The following is a 17,187-nucleotide window of genomic DNA, read 5'->3' as shown; positions in this document are numbered from 1 at the left end:
CGGAGGAAATCGTGAACGAAAGCGAAAATAAACAACTCGCCACGAATGCCAGCATCGACCGCGAGCGGATGCGTTACGTCAACGCACTGTTCAATGGCACCAGTAATACCAAGCGTAAGCGCCTGTATCAGGAGTTTGGGTATCCGCAGGATCTTTGCTTCGATGATTTTTACCGGGCGTACCGCCGCAATGCCATCGCCGGCGCCGCAGTGGCGCGCATGGTTGATGGCTGCTGGGAGGATTTCCCGGACGTTTACGAAGGCGACAAAACTAAGGATGCCACACAGCAGACAGCCTGGGATAAGCGGGTCAATAAGCTGCTTAAGCGCTGCTGGAAGCAGATTAAGGGCGCTGACAAACGTAACCTCGTTGGCCGTTACTCAGCGCTGCTCATCCAGGTTAAAGACAGTAAGCCATGGTGGGATTCTGTCGATAAGGCGATGGTCGGCAGGCTGCAGGAAAAGGCGCTCGTAAGACTAATCCCGGTCTGGGAGGCTCAACTCGACCCGGTCAGTTATAACGAGGACCAGAACAGCGAGGACTACGGTGCTGTCAACATGTACTCGTTTACAGAGATACCGGTTCAGCAGCAACGCAGTGGCCAGCCCGGGCGAATCATCAATGTTCACCCTGATCGCGTCATCATCCTGGCTGAAGGCTCAGACGATGGAAGACTGGATTCCGGCGAGTCTCTGCTAGAAGAGGGCTTCAACAAGCTGATGGACCTCGAGAAGGTGTCTGGTGGTGCAGCGGAGGGGTTCCTGAAGAATGCCAGTCGCCAGCTCAACTTCAACTTCAGTGCCAAGACAAGCTTTGCCCAACTGGCAAGAGCGCTGGGTGTTAGCGAGGCCCAACTCTCTGAAGGGATGGATGACCAGGTTCGCCGCCTTAATGACAGTACAGATAGCGCAGTCATTATGCAGGAGGGCGATACCAGCGTGCTTTCAGTGGCAGTTGCCGACCCGGAGCCAACATGGCGGACTGCGCTCAATGAGTTCTGCGCCACAGTGCCGATCCCCGTGAAGGTGCTGGTGGGCATGCAGACAGGAGAAAGGGCCAGCACGGAAGATGCGAAGGACTGGGCCAAAACCCGCATGAGCCGACGCAATGGCTTCCTGACCGAGGTAATCACTGAGGTGGTTACTCGCTTCTGGACGCTTGGTTTTATTCCTCCTGCCAGCGGCGAAGAAGTCACCGTGGGATGGTCCGATTTACTGGCACCGAGCCAGGCAGAGAAGATTGCCAACATGGACAAACTTGCGGACGTGGCAGTGAAGTCGACGAACGCCTTTGGCCGCTCAGCTATCACAGAAAATGAGATACGCGCGGCGGGCGAACTGCAAGCCCTGCCTGAACTTGATGACGAGGAGCCGCCAGATGGCAATAAGCCAAAGCCTGACCCACTGGCCGACCCAGAATCAGAAGCCGAAAAGTCCGGTGATACCACGGTCGAAAGTTGACCCCACAATGTCGCGCAAGTCCGTCAGCAAGATGGAGCGCGACATCGAGGAGCGGTATTACGCGATAAAGGTGGCGCTGAAAGCTCTGTTCGACCAGCGCCTGACCGGGCGAGAACGTGAGATAAACAGCCATAACTGGCATTTCCTGTGCCACGACAACGGCGCGGACATGCGGCTCTACCAGGTCAACGCCGGCAAGTTCATCTACGACATGTCAGCACAGGAGATGGCCGACCTGCTCGAAGCGGTGCAAGCGATTCTCGACGATTACCTGCTGGATGGTAGCGAGCAAAACCTCTGGGCGATGGATTACGTAGTCGCAGAGGCGCAGCGTGGCACACTGGAGGCTTTCAATAATCTCTCGCAGCAGTCGCAGGTGTACGCCAGCCAGACGACGCTACAGCAGCTTTTAAGCAGTCCAGGTCACCTTAACCAGATAGCAGCAGCCAGGCTGACAACGTTCAGTGACTGGAAAGTCATCAGCGATACCGCCCGCGGCGATCTGACCAGCATCATTACCGATGCGGTGGCGCGCGGAGTTAACCCACGCGAACCGGCCAGCGTTATTAGCAAGCGCCTCGACGTGTCGATGTCGAAGGCCAAGACCATAGCTCAGACTGAGCAGGTCGGCGCGCTGCGGCAGGCGCAATGGAACGAAACGGACTGGGCCGCTGACCGGCTGGGGCTAAATACCGGCCTACTGTGGCTGTCAGCGCTCAAGCCGACGACGCGCATCTGGCACGCCAGCCGTCACGGCAAGGTCTATACCACCGAAGAAGTGCGCGACTTCTACGCTGAGAACGGAAACCGGTACAACTGCTATTGCAGCCAGATACCGGTGCTGCTCAACGACGATGGTAGCATTTTCAACGAAGGGCTGAGTGAAAGGCTTGCGAAAGAAAGAAATGATTGGCATGTTTAGCTGTGCGTAATAACCTTGTGTTTCCTATGGTTTGGAGGGTTTATGGAAGCACGAGAAATAGGTAAGCGTATTTACAATGTTTTATGGAATGCTAACTGTAGAAATCGTAATAACCCCATACTTGTTAGTATTGATGACCTAATGTCTGCCATCAACGAGAATGTTCAAGTAACCCTAACTCGCGAGCAAGTTGTTAATGTTATTCTTAACGATCCTTTCAGGCAGATTGATGCTAGTGGTCGCGTAAGAGAAGAAATACCTCTTTTTGAAACTGCATTTACGAATGATGTTTTAGTGTCAGTTAGACTTCCAGAAATACCATTTAAATACCCCCATCAGTGGGGACTTAGTTAACATTACATAGGTCGCTCAGGCGGCCTTTTTTATTGCCTGAAATCCACCAACGAGGACCCAGCATGAAACGCAACCGCGTTAACGTGCTGACCGTCGTCAACTCCGCTTCAAACATCACCACTGAAACCATCGACGGCAAGCCACATATCGTGGTTCGCGGCATCACGCCTGTCGTGGACGATATCGTGATGAACCGGAAGTTGTACCCGGCAGCCGAAATCGAAAAGGCCTACAACACACTCGAACGTAACCCGATGCCGCTGGGCCACCCGAAAGTGGACGGTAAGCACGTGTCGGCGCGCGATGTCCGGGCGGTGAACGAATACCACGTCGGCGCCTGGCTGCAGAACGTCAGCCACAAAGACGGAAAGGTGACTGGCGACATGTACGTTAACCGCCAGTACGCCGAATCCAGCGAGAAGGGTAAGCGCCTGATTAACCGCCTGGACGAGATGCTAGCGGGCACCAATTCCGAGCCGATCCACATCTCCACCGGCCTGCTGTATTCCGGCATCGCCGCCAACGGCGAATCAAAGGGCAAGAAGTACAACGAGATTGCCACCAACATGATGTTTGACCATGTGGCGGTGCTGCTTGATGAACCTGGCGCCGGAACGCCAGAAGAAGGCGTCGGTATCTTTGTGAACGCCGAGGGTGATGAGGTCGAAATCGAGGTTGTCAATCTCGAAGAGTCCGATGCCCCAGATCAGCAAGACCCCGCATTCAAAACATTTTTCAACCAGCTAAAGGCGTTTTTCGGCGCCAACAGCGATTCAACCCAGAAGGAAACAGACCCGATGAAAGAGCTCATCGTTAATGCGCTGAAGGCCAAAAGTAAATCGGTTGACGGTAAAACCGATGCCGAACTGATGGACGCATACAATCAGATGCTGGCAGAAAACGCCGACAGCAAAGAAGAAACGCCAGAAGAGAAGGCCGCCCGTGAAAAGAAAGAGGCGGATGACAAGAAGGCTAAAGATCAGGCCACTAATAACGAAGAGATGCCAGCCTGGGCGCAGAAACTCGCCGATCGCGTGGACGTCGTTTTCAACAGCCTGAACGCGAACGCTGACAAAGAGAAAGGCGAAAAGCGCGCAGCTGTGAAGCTGGCGATGAATATGAGCGATGAAGAAGTCGCAGATCTGGACGGTAAGGCGCTCGACGCCATGTACGCCAAGTGCCAAACCTCTTTCGGCCTGAACGGTGCATTCCGCAACCAGGCTACCAACACCCAATCAGTCAGCGAAATGCCGGAGTAAAAAATGGCTAAAGACGGAAAACACGTAATTCATGCGGGCGGTATCTTCGCAAACCCACAGCTTCACCGTGAAGGCGCTGCAGCCGCTGATACGCCTCCAGGTACGATTGGTTTCTTCGACAACACCACGAAGAAATTCACCGCCTCCGTGGATGGTAATGAAGCCGCGATCCTCTACGTAGCCAACTATGACTACCTGCGTTGCAAAACCGTAGACGACGTCATCAAGGCTGGCGACTGGGTTGTTGCTTTTCACCCAACCCCAGGCGTTTTCTTCAACGTTCCAGCTGCAGCAGGCACTTACACAAAAGGGCAGCCGCTCTCTGTGGCCAACGGTCGAGTTAAAGCTGTCGGCACTGATGAGTCGGTCCGCTGCTACGTAGAAGAAGACCGTCCATATACCATTGCCACGGCAGGTGACCTCCTGCGCGTGGTCATTAAATAAGGAGCACCTGAATGTTTGTATTCTCCACTAAGAAGGCGACCGAAACTGGGAACCTAGAGGTTAACTCCTCTCAATTTAAAAAGTTGACTTCAGCTCGCAATGCCAGCGCTCAGGCTGCCGCTGATTTCATTGCACGCACTAAATGGCGTGGCGATGCAGAAGATACACCAGAGCTGAATGCGGTAAACGCAGTCGACGATATCCGCCGTCTGTACAAAGCCTACGACCAGACCGTGATGAAGCAATTCGAACCGAACACCGAATTCACGCTGCTGAACGACTTGATGCCGCTGTCTCGCTCTGTTCGCCTGGAAGAGTCTGTGTATGAGTACGCTCGCACCGGCGGCCGTGGCTGGGCGCACACTTCCATGTCCGGTCAGATTGGTGCTGCGCTGGATGCGAAGTCTTACACCTTCGATGGCACCATGGTGCCGATCCACGACAGCGGCTTTAAGTTCAACTGGCGTGATCCGGTATTCAATAAAGGATCTGCGCTCTCATCCCTGGCCGATGCTCAGGCGGGTTCTGTCGATGACGTACGTCGTCAGTATGTCGACTACATATGGGAAGGTTTCCGCGATGCGGCAGGTAACTACATTAAATTCGATGACAAGACCTGGAAGGGTTTACGTCATGATGAGCGTGTGGCGCAGGTGACACTGACCGTAGACTTCGCAACCAGCACTGACCCGAAAGCCATGCGTGCCGCAGCGATCGCCCTGCGTGACGTCCTCAAGCTGCAAAACATGCAGTACGGCCAGCAGACGTGGTACGTCTCCAGCGAAATCATGTCCAACTGGGAACAGTACTTCGATGTGAACTCTCTCCGCACCGTGCTGGAAGAAATCTCAAAACTGTCAGGAATCGCGGCAATCAAAGAAGATGCTGAGCTGACCGGCAACGAAATCGTAATCGTACCGCTGCAGGCCGGCGTGATTGCTCCTATCGTCGGCCAGGCGTTCGGCACCGTCGCTGATCCGCGCCTGCACTACAACTCAGATTACGTATGGCGCACCTGGGGAGCTGCAGGCCTGATGGTCAAGCAGGACATCAACGGTCACTACTCTGTTATTCACGCTTCGAGCTAAGGAAACAACATGGCACTCGTAAAGGTATTGGTAGCAAACCTCTTTGCCGGTGCCAGCCTTCAAAAGCTGGAGGCTGGACAGGTTTATGATGTTGATGACTCAATCGCTGAAAAGTGGATTGAGCAGGGCAAGGTTGAGAAATCCACTGAGAAGAAGGGTGAAAAGCTCGTCTTCGAAGTGGCTACGCCGTCTGCGCCGGTTGCATCCGGGGCATCTGATTTGCAGTCAAAACTCAATGATGCCCTTGAGCAGCTGAAGCAGGCCCAGTCAAATTCTGATGTAAAAGACAAAGAGCATGCTGATGCCCTTGAGCAGCTGAAGCAGGCGCATGCGGCTGAGCTGGAATCGGCGAACAAACGCGCTGAAGAGGCCGAAGCCGCGCTGGCGGAAGCAAACAAAAAGGCGAAATAACCATGGCTGACCCAATCACAGCGGCTGATGTGCAGGCGTTCCTCGGTGAATTGGGTTATTCCATTCCCGGCGCGCTACTGGATCCGATTCTCTGCGTGGTGAACAAGATTATCCCGTGCCTCGATGGTGCGGGATATGACGAATGCACGGCAAAACTCATCCTCATGTATGCCGCTGCGCTCATGGCGACGTCTTCCGGTGCCAGGCGAATAAAATCGCAGGGAGCGCCATCAGGAGCGTCACGTTCGTTCGATTATGGCAATGACAGCATCACCTGGTTGCGTGACTCGCTGGCCCAGCTTGATACCAGTGGCTGCACTGGTGAACTCCCAATTAGTGCCGGTAATAGCGTAGGCCTGTTTATGGTCGTTGGTGGTTGCTGATGAAATGGATATCCGTAAAAGAACGCCATCCGCGGTCATTCGTCCGTGTCTGGGTGATGACCGATACCGGACAGCAAACGACGGCGTACGTCAAATCCAATGGCGAGTGGTACATCAACTGCGACCGCATACGCGCCACAGGTTCCGTTGTACTGCGATGGAGGGATGACTGATGTCTTCGGTTGCCAATTGGTCTTATACCGCGACAGCGACAATCTGGCGGCGCATACGCGATGCTGACGGTAGTGATACCGACGGCGGAGGTCAGCCGTACGGGTGGGAAGCGCCTATCGCTATTCTCTGCGACTACCAGGGCGGGCTCTCGGCGAAAATCGGTGACCTTGGCCGGGAGATCGTGGTTAAAAATACGATATGGACCGAGTACGCAACGGCGCGGGAGGGAGATTACATCCTGATTGGCGCGTCAACCGATGCGGCGCCACCGGATGAAGCTGATGAGATACGGCAGATCGTCCAGTTCGCCGACACCTTCGAGCGACTGGCGGACGATTTCGCACTGATTACGGGAGTCTGATTATGGGCCTGAAAGTGAGAGGAATCCGCCAGGCCAAGGCCAACCTCGATCGCATCATCAAAGACGTCCAGGGGCGTAAGGCCGTGCGCGCAATCCAGTCGGCGATGCTTATCGGTAGCGCGCAGGCGGCGCTTTATACCCCAATCGACACATCGACGCTGCTTAACAGCCAGTACCGGGAAATCATTGCTCGGGGTGTTCGTGTTACTGGACGCGTCGGCTATACAGCAAACTATGCGGTGTTCGTTCATGACCCGGCAGTGCAACAGACCTTCAGACGTTCAACGGCGAGAAAAGAGTTCTTAACGAAGGGCTTCGAAGATACCCGTAGCCAGATAGACGCTGCGGTTAAGAAGGAGCTTTCGCTATGACACCTCCGATGTATATGCGCCTGAAGGATCTGTTTGAGAGCGAGGGTCTGACTGCTGGATTTAAGGTTCAATGGCGGCAGTGGCGTGACACCGGGAAAGATGCTGACCAGTTCATCGTATTCCGGCCTTCCGGCGGCACCGATATTACTTATGACCTCGGCGGAGACTGGTATGTGATGGTCGACGTAATCTCTTCGAAAGTCGATCCGGATGCCGCTGACTCTGCGGTTAACGCCATCGTTGAATATATTAGCGCGCAAACTGGAGCTGATGAGTGCGTCGGCGCGCTTCGGCTTGTCGGCAATGTTCCGGCGGCTATACCAACCGAAGAGGGCCGGTTAGTAACCCGGCTGCTTGTTTCATGTACATACGGCGAGTGATCGCCAGATTCACCCATCAGGCTGCCTTCTGGCGGCCTTTTTTATTTGAGAGGTACACATGCAGGGCTGCCAGAATGATACCGGTAAGCTAATCGGTAAGGTTGCGGTGCTACGTATGGCCTATGGCTGTGCTGACACCGTTCCGGCGCTTTCCGAATGGAAGCGTCTCGGGGCTATGACCACAAAAGGCTTTGACTACTCCATGAACACCGTCAACTCAGAAGCTGACGATACGAAAGGACTGGTTGAGAACCTGGTGAATAACATGGACTTCACCATCTCCGGTGAAGGTGAATTCCGTAAACAGGACAAAACAACTGAGATCGGCGCTATCGCTATTTCGAAATACATTTTCGACGAAGTGCAGGCTGGCCGGCAGCCGACGATTTGGGTGCGCTTTGACTTCACCGGTGAAGATGCTGGCACTTATATCATGGGGTACTTCAACACCACTTCATGGTCTGGTGACTTCGGCACTTCAGATATTTCCACCTTCTCCGGGGAGTGGAAAGTCTACGATGCCGACACTGTCGTCTTTGAGGTTGCTGGCCCGGCGTTGGCTTTCACAACCAACCTGACTGCAACGAAAACGGTCACCGCGGGATCTGCGCTTAACATGTCAGTAGCGGTTGACGGTGGCACTGCTCCGTACACTTACGTATGGAAAAAAGACGGTTCTGCTGTAAGTGGCCAGACTACAGCGACCTTCAACAAAGCCAGTGCAGCCGCCGGCGACGCCGGGGTTTATACCTGTGAGGTGACTGATTCGGCAACGACGCCGGCGAAGATCACCTCCACCGCCTGCACAGTGACAATCAACTAAGCGCAAGCCAGTTCGTGAATAGTACAAAGGGCGCATAAACGCCCTTGATACTGTTTATGGAGCGAATATGACCCCCATTAAAGAATTAGGTGAATGTGTCATCGGCACTGATACCAATGAATACTTCTTCCGTCCATCCTTCCGAAATATGGCGCGCATAGGCGAGCCGGACGAAATCGTCCAGACGTTCTATGACCTGTGTAACGATGAGGCGACACCGTTAATTCAACTGGCGGCTCAGGTATATATCCGCGATGAGTACAGCCGCCTGCCAGATTGCGTTCTGCGATTCATCCAGAGCGGACTTTTGAACCGTAAAGCAGTTATGGCTGCCCATGCCGTTCTTACTGCTTGTTGCGATGACGATATCGGGGAACTGGTCGGATGGATGAAGCCGGGAAAATCACGCAAGCGGGGATTCATGTGGCGTCCTGGAACTATGCCGGCGACGGAAATGATCATCGTTGCTCAAAATCTGATGATGCATGGAATCATTGGCAAGGCGAAAGTACGCAAGTTGCAGCGCTACGAGTCGAATGAAACCACATCAGAATTTCGCGCTACCGATTACATCATGGCCGCGCGCAATCATTTCGGCATAAGTCGAGAAGAGGCTGAAAACCTCACAATGACTGAGTTCGCCTTAATGCTTAATGCGAAGTACCCGAACCAGAAAGGATTTACACGGGAAGAGTACGATGCAGTTATGGATGATGACGATCGGCGCTGGCAGGCGTTAATGCAGCAGGAACAAACCAGCAAAACCAGATGAATCAGCCTCGGCAAAGTCCGGGGCTTTTTTATATCCGCGTTTCACCGCGCTTCACACGCGCAATGTATAATCCAAGAACCTTACAGAAAGCGATCCTGAGAACTGCCGCTAGTGCCGGCGGGCCTCTTGGGGCGGCTTTTCTGTGTGACAGGTTCGCTTTCTTAAGGTAAATCGCATGAAATATCCAACCGTATCAGTTAACGGCGTTTCCGTTCGTGTAGACGATGAAGGGCGCTACAGCCTTAATGATCTCCATGCAGCAGCAGTAGCTAATGGAGAAGCGACAGAATCCCAACGTCCCAGCGTGTTCTTACGCAGTGCCCAGATCAAACGCTTCGTGAAAGCTCTAGAATCCAAAGCACTAAAAAGTGCTTCGGAACAAAATCAGCCACTTAGGGTTGTAAAGGGTGGTGATCAAAGTGGCGCATGGGGAGTGGAACTTTTAGCAATTCGTTATGCAGCCTGGATTAAGCCGGAGTTCGAAATTGAGGTGTACGAGGTATTTCGAACCGTCGTTCGTTTGGGGATCGGCGCTATGTCCCGCCTGAATAAAATCGACCACATCATCAACACTGAAACCAAAGCAATCAGCCTGTGCGCGAGCCAGATGGCAAAGTGGGGTGTAGGTGGGCGTAAGCAATTGCTCCATGCAGCGCGCGATCGTGCTGCTGATGAGGTCCAGTTATATTTACCCGGTATCGCATAGTTATCGATAAGCCCACGCCAGAGCGTTTTGTCGTTCGCTTCTATCCCTGCTAGGATTTGTCCAAACTAATCAATGGGGATAGGGATATGAAAAAGGTTTTGATGGCGGCAGTATTGGCCGCTTCGTCGTTTGTCATTGCAGGCTGCGCACCTAAGCCACCTTCTCAAGTGGAAATATCCACTGCAAATTACGGCACTTTGCCGAATGACTATCAGCAACAAATTAAAAACCACATGGCATCTATTCTGAAAGACCCGGAGTCTGCTCGATATACGTTTGAACCTCCCTTCAAAGGTTATTCGCAGGATGGCTCCCTTTCTTCGACGAGTGGAGGCGTGACGTATGGCCAGGTTGTCGGTGTGCAGGTTAATGCAAAAAACAGTTATGGCGGATACACAGGAAATCAACTTTATGTGTTTATGTTCTCTAATGGGGTGATGTATGACACCACAGCAAACTTCCAGTTTGGAAGGGTTAAGCGAGTCCCTTAAACAATGATGAACTGATTTAAGCCCCGCATTGACGGGGTTTTTTATTGCCTGGAGAAAATATGTCGCAAGGTGAAAAAGTAGGTAGCCTTTATATAGAAATCGAAGCTGATACCGCTAAGCTTTTGGTTGGAGAGCGACAGGCTAACAAATCATTAAACGCAATCGGTAACAGCGCCGATAATGCCTCGAAAAAATTTGAACAACTGCAAACAAGCCTTAATAAAGTCGCTGGAGCTGTTGCTGCATCTATTGTCGTTGATTGGGGAAGAGCATTCCTTGTTGCTGCAGATAATATGAGTCAGTTAAATGCGAGAGTTGAGAGATTAACTGGAAGTGCATCATCTGCCTCTCAAACCATGCAAAGTCTTATGCGAGTTAGCTCATCGACAGGCGGGTCTATACAGGACACGACAAAGCTATGGGAATCGCTTAGTACTGCATTACGTGACACAGGGGCATCAAACGGCCAAATTATTCAACTTACAGAAACTTTGCAGAAAATTGGTCGTATAGGGAGCACTTCTTCAGAGGAAATGGCGAATGCTCTTCGACAATTCGGTCAATCGATTTCTTCGGGGACTGTGAGGGCTGAGGAATTTAACTCAATACTTGAACAAATGCCGGAGTTGGCGCGACAGATTGCTGCAGGAATGGGAATTGGCGTGGGAGAGCTTCGCCAATTGATGCTCGAAGGAAAATTATCGGCGCAGGATGCTCTAAACGCCATTCAGAAACAGACCGTTTTAGTTAATACCGAGTTCGAGAAACTACCAAGGACTTTGTCTCAAGCCAATACATCATTAACTAATTCATTCCTAACAATGGTGGATAATCTAAATAAGGCTACAGGGGCAAGTAACGGAATGGTCTTAGTGATCGATTCTTTGGCTGTAGCAATAGGCAGATTAACTGGTCAGGCTGCGACTGCAAGTCAACAAATCGCAGACCTTAGATCTGAAGCTGAAATGTATGCAAGAAGAGCAAGGACTTGGGGATGGTTGGGGTTTGGCGATTGGCAGAAAGAAAATGAGCAGAAATCAGCAAAGTTAACTGCAGATGCCTGGGAAAAGGCATCCCGCGCCGGTTGGGATGCAGCGCAAAAGGTGGCGAAAAACACCAAGCCTATTGAGATAAAAGCTGTATCGACCACTTCGCAAAGTAAGACCAAGGGTGGGAAGTCCGCAGCACGGAAAGAGGCTGAGCAGTACGCTAGAGCACAAGAATTAATTACGGAAAGGTTGTCGGATTTAAAAAGCAAAGCAGAACTGTCCGCCAGTAGCATCACTGAACTATCAAGAGCTCAAGCAATCCTAAATGCCCAGCAATCTTTGGGCAAAGCGGCATCGCAAGAACAAATTGCTTTGGCTGGAGAGTATGCAGCAAAAGCTTGGGACAACGCAAAAGCGTTGCGCGAACAGGCCAAAGCTGAAAAAGAACGAGCTGATACGGCAAGCAAGTTTAGTTCAATTCAGAATAAATCAAGTAGGGTTATAGGGCTAGATACTCAGTACCAGCAGGATATTGCTGATATCAAAATGTACGCTCAAATGTACCCTCAGAAAATAGCTGAGGCTGAGGCGGCTAGATCCTCTATTGAAAAGCAATATCGAGACCAGCGCATAGCAGCTATGTGGCAAGAGTGGGCGCAGCAAACCACTGCGACACAAGCGGCAGCGGCGGCGTTTGATGGTTTTGCTAATAGTGCTAGTAATGCATTAACAGGCATAGTGACAGGAAGCATGGCTGCCTCTGATGCATTGCGTTCAATTGGGAATACCATTTTGAACGAGGTAATTAATACCTTTGTGCAAATGGGAGTTCAGTGGGCTAAGTCTGCTATTTTGGGGGCAACAACCCAGCAAGCAGCTATAGCCGCCACCACTGCTACGCAAGTCAGTTCTCTGGCAACGACAACCGCAGCCAGCACATCGTCGGCGGCGGCCACAACAGCAGCATGGACGCCGGCGGCGCTTGTGGCGTCGATCGGTTCGTTCGGCGGCGCGGTTGCTATTGGTCTCGGCGCTCTGGTGGCTGCGCTGGCTGTAGGCTCATCGTTGGCCGGCAAGCGCAAGAATGGTGGTCCGGTTTCGGCGGGTTCAATGTACCAGGTAGGTGAGGGCGGCATGCCTGAAATCTACCGTGCCAGTAATGGCAGTCAGTACATGATCCCGGGTGATAACGGTTCTGTCATCAGCAATAAGGATTTGCAGGGCAGTGGCGGCGGCGCGCTGCAAGTCGTGAACAACGTTTACAACTATGCTAATGGCGTCAATGTCGATACCCGCAGCAGCCAGAACGGCGGGCAACTGGTTATCGAAACCTTTATCACCGATATGCAGAACGGTGGCCCGATGTCCTCTCAGATGCAGGACACGTTCGGCCTTCGCCGGCAGGCCAATGGCGATTACTAAAACCAACCCGCTCCGGCGGGTTGGTTTTCACTGAGGAAGAGACTTCATCACATGCTCTGTTTCACGAGCCTCGAATCTCGATGTCCAACCACAGGAGCCACAATGGTACGGAAAATCATCAAACCCACTCCCGACTTGTTTATGACAGTTGGGGCAATAAACCGCGTTGACGTAGCCACCAGAGGGATTTTTTCTAAAGGCCGCACCCATGTGCTCGACAAACTGATCCTTTGCCCTGTAAGCCGCTATTTCCTTTTCAAGTTCTACGTTTTTGGCTTTCGTCTCGGCAAGTTCTTGTACGGTGGCAGCATGGGCTTTCTGAAGTACGTCAATCTGCTCGCCGATGAAAGCGATACGCTCGCGCAAGACCTCGTTGCTTTGAACAGCAGAGAGGGCGCCAATTCCGTTCTTAAGAGAAGCAATAAGTAAACCGATGTCCATAATTATCCGCCGATTTGTGTAGGGTTAATCAGCCTAACCTGGTAACTAACCGGCGAACATCCTGATAAAAGATCAGTGCCGCATTCGCGGCCTTATATGCCCGGAGGAAACGTGGCAACAGTTTCATACCCGGAATTTCTACCCCTTCCGCAGCGTCCCAGCCAGAACATGACGCAGGATACCGGCTGGCAGACAACGCAGCCGGCGGTCGGTCCAGCAATATTCACTCCGTTTACAACGGACCTTAAAACGACATGGACGCTTCAGTGGATATTCACTCTTAAACAGGCGGAAGTGTTTAAGTCTTGGCTACGATCGCCGACGTACTGTGACCGCGGACGTAACTGGTTCCAGATGCGTATCGACCTTGGCGACACTTACGGCCCGCAGCTGCAGACTCTTCACTTCATCAACATGCCGGTGCAAACCAGCAAAAATGGCGGAGTGGTGACCTGGACGGCGACGGTTCTGTCAAACGGCATGAGTGACTATACCGAGCAATACGACGACTGGATCGTTGGGATGGCTCCTGGTACCGAATATCTCTATGACCTGCTTGTTACGGAGGTTATGCCGGAATATCCGGGAGGTAATTCATGACAACATTGCGCGAATGGAAGGAGCGGCGGCCGGCGAGTGATATCAAACAGACCATCGAGTTCTATCACCCGGCGTTTGGATATTACCGTGTGGTGAACAAGCTTTTTCAGGAGGCGACGTTTGGCGGCAACCTGTATCAACCGGCAGCGTTTGATATCACAGAACCGACCCAGAACGGGTCAGCAATCATCACGATGGGGATCACCTTCCTGCAGGGGGCTGAAGAGGTCAGAAACACGCTAAAAGCGTGGACAGGTGCCGCCAGGATGACTGCTATCACCTGCAAGTATCAACAATGGAATGCGATCGGTGATGCGGAGCCCCTAAAGACCTGGTCACTGTTTGTGAAGGATGTTGGCGCCGACGGCACAAACGTCACCGTTAATTCCGGCAAGACCAATCCGCTGACGCTGGCCAATCCCATCATTTACACCACGAAAGACTATCCCGGACTGATTACCGTATGACGCAGAACGAATTTATCCGGCTTGTGAATGGCAAGCCGTGGGTTAACCGTGCCTGTTGTTTTGAACAGATGGATTGCTGGGGGCTGGTGGTGCTGTATTACAGGCATGTGCTAGGTCTGGAGCTGCATCATATTCCCGGCTACGAATCGGGCGCCGACTTCATCACCTGCTACTCAGAGGAATCCGCCCACTGGCGAGTGGTTCCCGTAGCTTCGCCTGGCTGCCTCGCCGTGTTTTATTACGCTGATCGTCCTGTTCATGTGGGCGTAATGCTGGACCCGGTTAAATGCATGCACTCCCGCGGTGAGTTCGGGTTTGTGCGCGCTGACAGCATGGTCATCCTGGCGAAGAAATTCAACAAAGTGGAGTATCTGGTTCATGGTTCGATATGAGCTCCAGCGCCTGCCTGGCGCGCCGAAACAATATGGAACGACGCCGCCGGGAACTGAGTTGATAGCATTACTGGATTCTCTCAGACTGCACAATAACGTGAAAGTGCGTCTGAATGGCCGCGAGCTTAAAGATGATTTTGACTTGTCGTTTAAGTTGCGCGCCGGCGACGTGGTAGCGGTTTTTGACCAGCCAGAAAGCGGAGGCCTGTTAAAGACGCTGCTCAACCCTGTAGAGCACCTTAACCCGATCCGCTTTACCAAAAAGGTGCTGGCGGGGATCACCGGGCAGCAAAATGCCTCTGCTCCGTCAATTTCGACTGGCGAATCACCAAATAACGATGCCACCGGACAAACTAACCGCGCCAGACTGTACAAAGGGCGACCGAACATTTACGGGCAGTGCAGGGTGTTTCCGGATCTGACGCAGCAGGCGTTGTTCGAGTTCATCGACAACAACAAATACATTACCGAATGGTTTGAAGTGGGGTTAGGAAAATACACCATTTCCTCTGTCCGGTATTCAGAATCGAATCTGGGGAGTCTGGCAGGCGCCAGTTACCAGATTTTTGATCCTGGCGCGACGATAGGCACTATTGACGTTGGATATCAGTTCGATGATATCGATAACGAAGAAGTGCCTGGGCTGAATGAGAGTGAGGATTTTCCGGCGCAGACGGCGACCACATCCACGCCGACCGCAATGAGCATTGAGAGCAATCAGCTTAAAGCGACGGTGCTGTCCAATGACGACAATTTCTCATACTTTGCCGCGCTTGCTGTGCCGCATCCGGTTACCTTTGTGATTAATGCAACCTGGAACTCGGGCGGAAGTCCCGTCACCAGGAATGTCACCGGCAGCGGGAATATTGTCTATTCAGAGAGCTATATTGGCGAGGACACGCAGTCATACACCACGTTTTATCTGGGTGACATGACAGGAGAAATCACCACTTTACCCGCTAATGCGACCATAAATCTGACTCTGTTTACCCTGAACGATCAGACGCCGCTGGTCATTGGCCCATCGGTTTCTCCCCTTGAGTCTTCTCAAATCTGGGTTCATGCGATGGTTCAGTTAGGCGCCACCGCGGGTACGACGCGTTATCGTATCCGGTTCTGGAAGGTTGACGAGAACAACAATCAAATCCCCGGAACAGCAGAGCAATATGATTACTTCTTCGATAACGATTATCAGGTCTCGACACGTAACTTCCGAACCACTCATAAATTCACCCCGGCCGCCGGGATGGGCCGCTATGCGGTCACAATTGAGAGGCTGGATAACAGCAACGACAGCAACGTCGTCACGCTGATGGCTATTCACGCGGTAAATACCCGCGTCAATGTTGTTTATCCTGACGATACGATCGCCAGAGTGACCATCAAGGGGAGCAACAACAGTAACAGTAACCGCGAGCAGAAATACAATATGCTCGCTCAGCGTCATACCATCAGCTATGACAGGACGACCGGCCAGATTGACTACACGCTGCGCCCAAGCCGTTCATTTGCCGACGCTGCACTGCATGAGTGGATAGTTATCGGTAAGCAGGATGTGGCCAGCATCGATGTCGCGACGCTTTACGCGATTGCTGACTCAATAACGGTTCCGGAACTCGGCTATTTCGATTACACCTTTTCAGATGAGAAGTTGTCGCTCGGTGAGCGGATCCGGACTATCTGCAATGCGGCGAGGGTGGATGGAAATAACATCGGTGATGTGCTGACGTTCTGGCGTGATGAAAAGGTCAGCTATCCGGATGCGGTATTTGCGCGCTCAAACATGTTCTTTGATGAATATAAGGTTTCATGGCAGATGTCGCTGCCGGGAGGATATGACGGCGTCACGGTCGATTATGTTGACCCGCTCACCAATAAGAAATCTTATATCTACCTGCAAATCGACGCTGGTGGCATCAGGGAAGTTGAAGATGCAACCGTCAATGCCAGCCAGATTAGCCTGGATGGTTGCCGTAATCGTACTCAGGCTTTGGATCGGGCGTGGCTTGAGGCTCAGCGCCTTCTGTATTCGCGACTGAGCATGACGGTCAAGGTGCTGGAAACTGAGCAGGTGGTTCGCGGCGCCGTCGTCCAGTGTCCGGACATGTACGACAACAAGCAGCAGAACGGCTATCTTACTGGCCGCAATGGTGACATCTTCACGACCTCAGAGCGTATTGATTTTTCACTGGGCGACATGTGGGTGGTGATGACGGATAGCATGGGTAACTTCCGCGGCCGGTGGCGCGCTTATCCTGTAACGGGAAATGCAAAAGCTTTTCAGACCGCTGCAGATGCTTTCGACCTGAATATCTACAATGGCAGCGATTGCCAGGTAGCCAGCCGCTACTTCATTGCAACAGACACTGAATTGAACTCGTCCATCTGGCGCGTTGAAACTGCAAAACCCAATGGCGATTACACCCAGACACTGACCCTGTCCGAATATTCAGACGCAATTTATCCGTAACACACTG

The 17,187-nt window shown here is 52.4% G+C and carries 20 protein-coding genes and 1 pseudogene; 20 read left to right on the top strand and 1 reads right to left on the bottom strand.

Annotated elements, in window-relative coordinates; genetic code table 11:
* Positions 1-11: 11 nt before the first annotated feature.
* From AC22LX_RS06010 to AC22LX_RS05935, 16 genes and pseudogenes are all read left to right on the top strand, one after another.
* Positions 12-1,460 (top strand): DUF1073 domain-containing protein, encoded by a 1,449-nt coding sequence (locus tag AC22LX_RS06010; protein ID WP_487333851.1) that lies wholly within the window; start codon positions 12-14, stop codon positions 1,458-1,460.
* 31 nt (positions 1,461-1,491) lie between these two features.
* On the top strand, positions 1,492-2,382 hold the full coding sequence (locus AC22LX_RS06005) for a phage minor head protein (protein ID WP_487333961.1): 891 nt from the start codon (positions 1,492-1,494) through the stop codon (positions 2,380-2,382).
* Between the two features lie 42 nt (positions 2,383-2,424).
* Positions 2,425-2,736 carry a hypothetical protein gene (locus AC22LX_RS06000; protein WP_316423136.1) on the top strand — a complete coding sequence of 104 codons (312 nt, stop codon included), beginning with the start codon at positions 2,425-2,427 and terminating at the stop codon, positions 2,734-2,736.
* A 62-nt stretch (positions 2,737-2,798) separates the two neighbouring features.
* Positions 2,799-3,636 (top strand): annotated as a pseudogene (locus tag AC22LX_RS05995) (DUF2213 domain-containing protein); the annotation flags it as partial.
* A 362-nt stretch (positions 3,637-3,998) separates the two neighbouring features.
* Entirely contained in the window at positions 3,999-4,439 is a 441-nt protein-coding gene (locus tag AC22LX_RS05990; RefSeq protein WP_032708492.1) for a hypothetical protein, read from the top strand.
* 11 nt (positions 4,440-4,450) lie between these two features.
* A complete protein-coding gene (locus AC22LX_RS05985) occupies positions 4,451-5,527 on the top strand; it encodes a major capsid protein (protein WP_487333850.1) in 1,077 nt (358 codons plus the stop codon).
* A gap of 9 nt (positions 5,528-5,536) precedes the next feature.
* Positions 5,537-5,938, top strand: coding sequence for a hypothetical protein (locus AC22LX_RS05980; protein WP_487333849.1), 402 nt, complete (start codon positions 5,537-5,539; stop codon positions 5,936-5,938).
* A 2-nt stretch (positions 5,939-5,940) separates the two neighbouring features.
* The gene (locus tag AC22LX_RS05975; protein WP_487333848.1) at positions 5,941-6,321 is read left to right on the top strand and encodes a DUF7370 family protein; all 381 of its coding nucleotides are present in this window, start codon (positions 5,941-5,943) and stop codon (positions 6,319-6,321) included.
* Between the two features lie 172 nt (positions 6,322-6,493).
* Positions 6,494-6,856 (top strand): hypothetical protein, encoded by a 363-nt coding sequence (locus tag AC22LX_RS05970; RefSeq protein WP_023301678.1) that lies wholly within the window; start codon positions 6,494-6,496, stop codon positions 6,854-6,856.
* Between the two features lie 2 nt (positions 6,857-6,858).
* Positions 6,859-7,227: an HK97 gp10 family phage protein gene (locus AC22LX_RS05965; RefSeq protein ID WP_348854188.1), complete on the top strand. Its 369-nt coding sequence runs from the start codon at positions 6,859-6,861 to the stop codon at positions 7,225-7,227.
* Complete coding sequence (locus AC22LX_RS05960) at positions 7,224-7,607, top strand: phage tail termination protein (RefSeq protein ID WP_212769684.1); 384 nt, start codon at positions 7,224-7,226, stop codon at positions 7,605-7,607. Before AC22LX_RS05965 ends, AC22LX_RS05960 begins: the two co-directional genes overlap by 4 nt.
* 58 nt (positions 7,608-7,665) lie before the next feature.
* Entirely contained in the window at positions 7,666-8,430 is a 765-nt protein-coding gene (locus tag AC22LX_RS05955; protein ID WP_395030891.1) for an immunoglobulin domain-containing protein, read from the top strand.
* A 67-nt stretch (positions 8,431-8,497) separates the two neighbouring features.
* Complete coding sequence (locus AC22LX_RS05950) at positions 8,498-9,202, top strand: DUF6246 family protein (protein WP_487333847.1); 705 nt, start codon at positions 8,498-8,500, stop codon at positions 9,200-9,202.
* A gap of 175 nt (positions 9,203-9,377) precedes the next feature.
* Positions 9,378-9,908 carry a KilA-N domain-containing protein gene (locus AC22LX_RS05945; RefSeq protein WP_487333846.1) on the top strand — a complete coding sequence of 177 codons (531 nt, stop codon included), beginning with the start codon at positions 9,378-9,380 and terminating at the stop codon, positions 9,906-9,908.
* A gap of 86 nt (positions 9,909-9,994) precedes the next feature.
* Entirely contained in the window at positions 9,995-10,399 is a 405-nt protein-coding gene (locus AC22LX_RS05940; protein WP_015705863.1) for a hypothetical protein, read from the top strand.
* Between the two features lie 59 nt (positions 10,400-10,458).
* Positions 10,459-12,810 (top strand): tape measure protein, encoded by a 2,352-nt coding sequence (locus AC22LX_RS05935; protein WP_487333845.1) that lies wholly within the window; start codon positions 10,459-10,461, stop codon positions 12,808-12,810.
* A gap of 27 nt (positions 12,811-12,837) precedes the next feature.
* Here AC22LX_RS05935 and AC22LX_RS05930 read toward each other — a convergent pair whose 3' ends face one another.
* Positions 12,838-13,251: a coiled-coil domain-containing protein gene (locus AC22LX_RS05930; protein WP_072207329.1), complete on the bottom strand. Its 414-nt coding sequence runs from the start codon at positions 13,249-13,251 to the stop codon at positions 12,838-12,840.
* Positions 13,252-13,362: 111 nt separating this feature from the next.
* Between AC22LX_RS05930 and AC22LX_RS05925 the strand changes: the two genes are divergently transcribed.
* The 4 genes from AC22LX_RS05925 to AC22LX_RS05910 are packed head-to-tail and all read left to right on the top strand — an operon-like array spanning position 13,363 to position 17,180.
* Positions 13,363-13,851 carry a hypothetical protein gene (locus tag AC22LX_RS05925; protein ID WP_334754354.1) on the top strand — a complete coding sequence of 163 codons (489 nt, stop codon included), beginning with the start codon at positions 13,363-13,365 and terminating at the stop codon, positions 13,849-13,851.
* Complete coding sequence (locus tag AC22LX_RS05920) at positions 13,848-14,318, top strand: hypothetical protein (protein WP_348877094.1); 471 nt, start codon at positions 13,848-13,850, stop codon at positions 14,316-14,318. Before AC22LX_RS05925 ends, AC22LX_RS05920 begins: the two co-directional genes overlap by 4 nt.
* Entirely contained in the window at positions 14,315-14,710 is a 396-nt protein-coding gene (locus AC22LX_RS05915) for an NlpC/P60 family protein (protein WP_348877093.1), read from the top strand. Before AC22LX_RS05920 ends, AC22LX_RS05915 begins: the two co-directional genes overlap by 4 nt.
* Positions 14,697-17,180, top strand: a complete 2,484-nt coding sequence (locus AC22LX_RS05910) for a host specificity factor TipJ family phage tail protein (protein WP_487333844.1) — start codon at positions 14,697-14,699, stop codon at positions 17,178-17,180. Before AC22LX_RS05915 ends, AC22LX_RS05910 begins: the two co-directional genes overlap by 14 nt.
* Positions 17,181-17,187 lie beyond the last annotated feature (7 nt).

Source organism: Klebsiella sp. PK01 (genome assembly GCF_057624675.1).
Note: the sequence above shows the minus strand (reverse complement) of the source record. Positions and strands in the feature narration are given on the sequence as shown.